Origin of the sequence: Duganella qianjiadongensis (genome assembly GCF_009857915.1) — a bacterium.
Lineage (GTDB): Bacteria > Pseudomonadota > Gammaproteobacteria > Burkholderiales > Burkholderiaceae_D > Rugamonas > Rugamonas qianjiadongensis.
Genome location: NZ_WWCM01000106.1, coordinates 1 through 255, shown reverse-complemented (window position 1 = coordinate 255; position 255 = coordinate 1). Strand labels below are relative to the sequence as shown.

The 255-nt window shown below is 58.8% G+C and carries 1 protein-coding gene; it reads right to left on the bottom strand.

All coding sequences use genetic code 11. The features are described 5' to 3' along the window. A partial coding sequence (locus tag GTP27_RS24500) for a GTP-binding protein (protein ID WP_229634313.1) occupies positions 1 to 255 on the bottom strand: 255 nt, incomplete at both ends.

Below are 255 nucleotides of genomic sequence, written 5' to 3'. Positions count from 1 at the left end.
CGGTATCGCCGTCCAGCGCCATACGTGCCGAACCTTTAACGATAGGCAGGTCGTCGCCTGGGAAGTCGTACTTCGACAGCAGCTCGCGCACTTCCATTTCAACCAGTTCCAGCAGTTCTGCGTCGTCAACCAGATCGCACTTGTTCAGGAACACGATGATGTATGGAACGCCAACCTGACGGGCCAGCAGGATGTGCTCGCGGGTCTGTGGCATAGGGCCGTCAGCTGCGGAGCAAACCAGGATTGCGCCGTCCA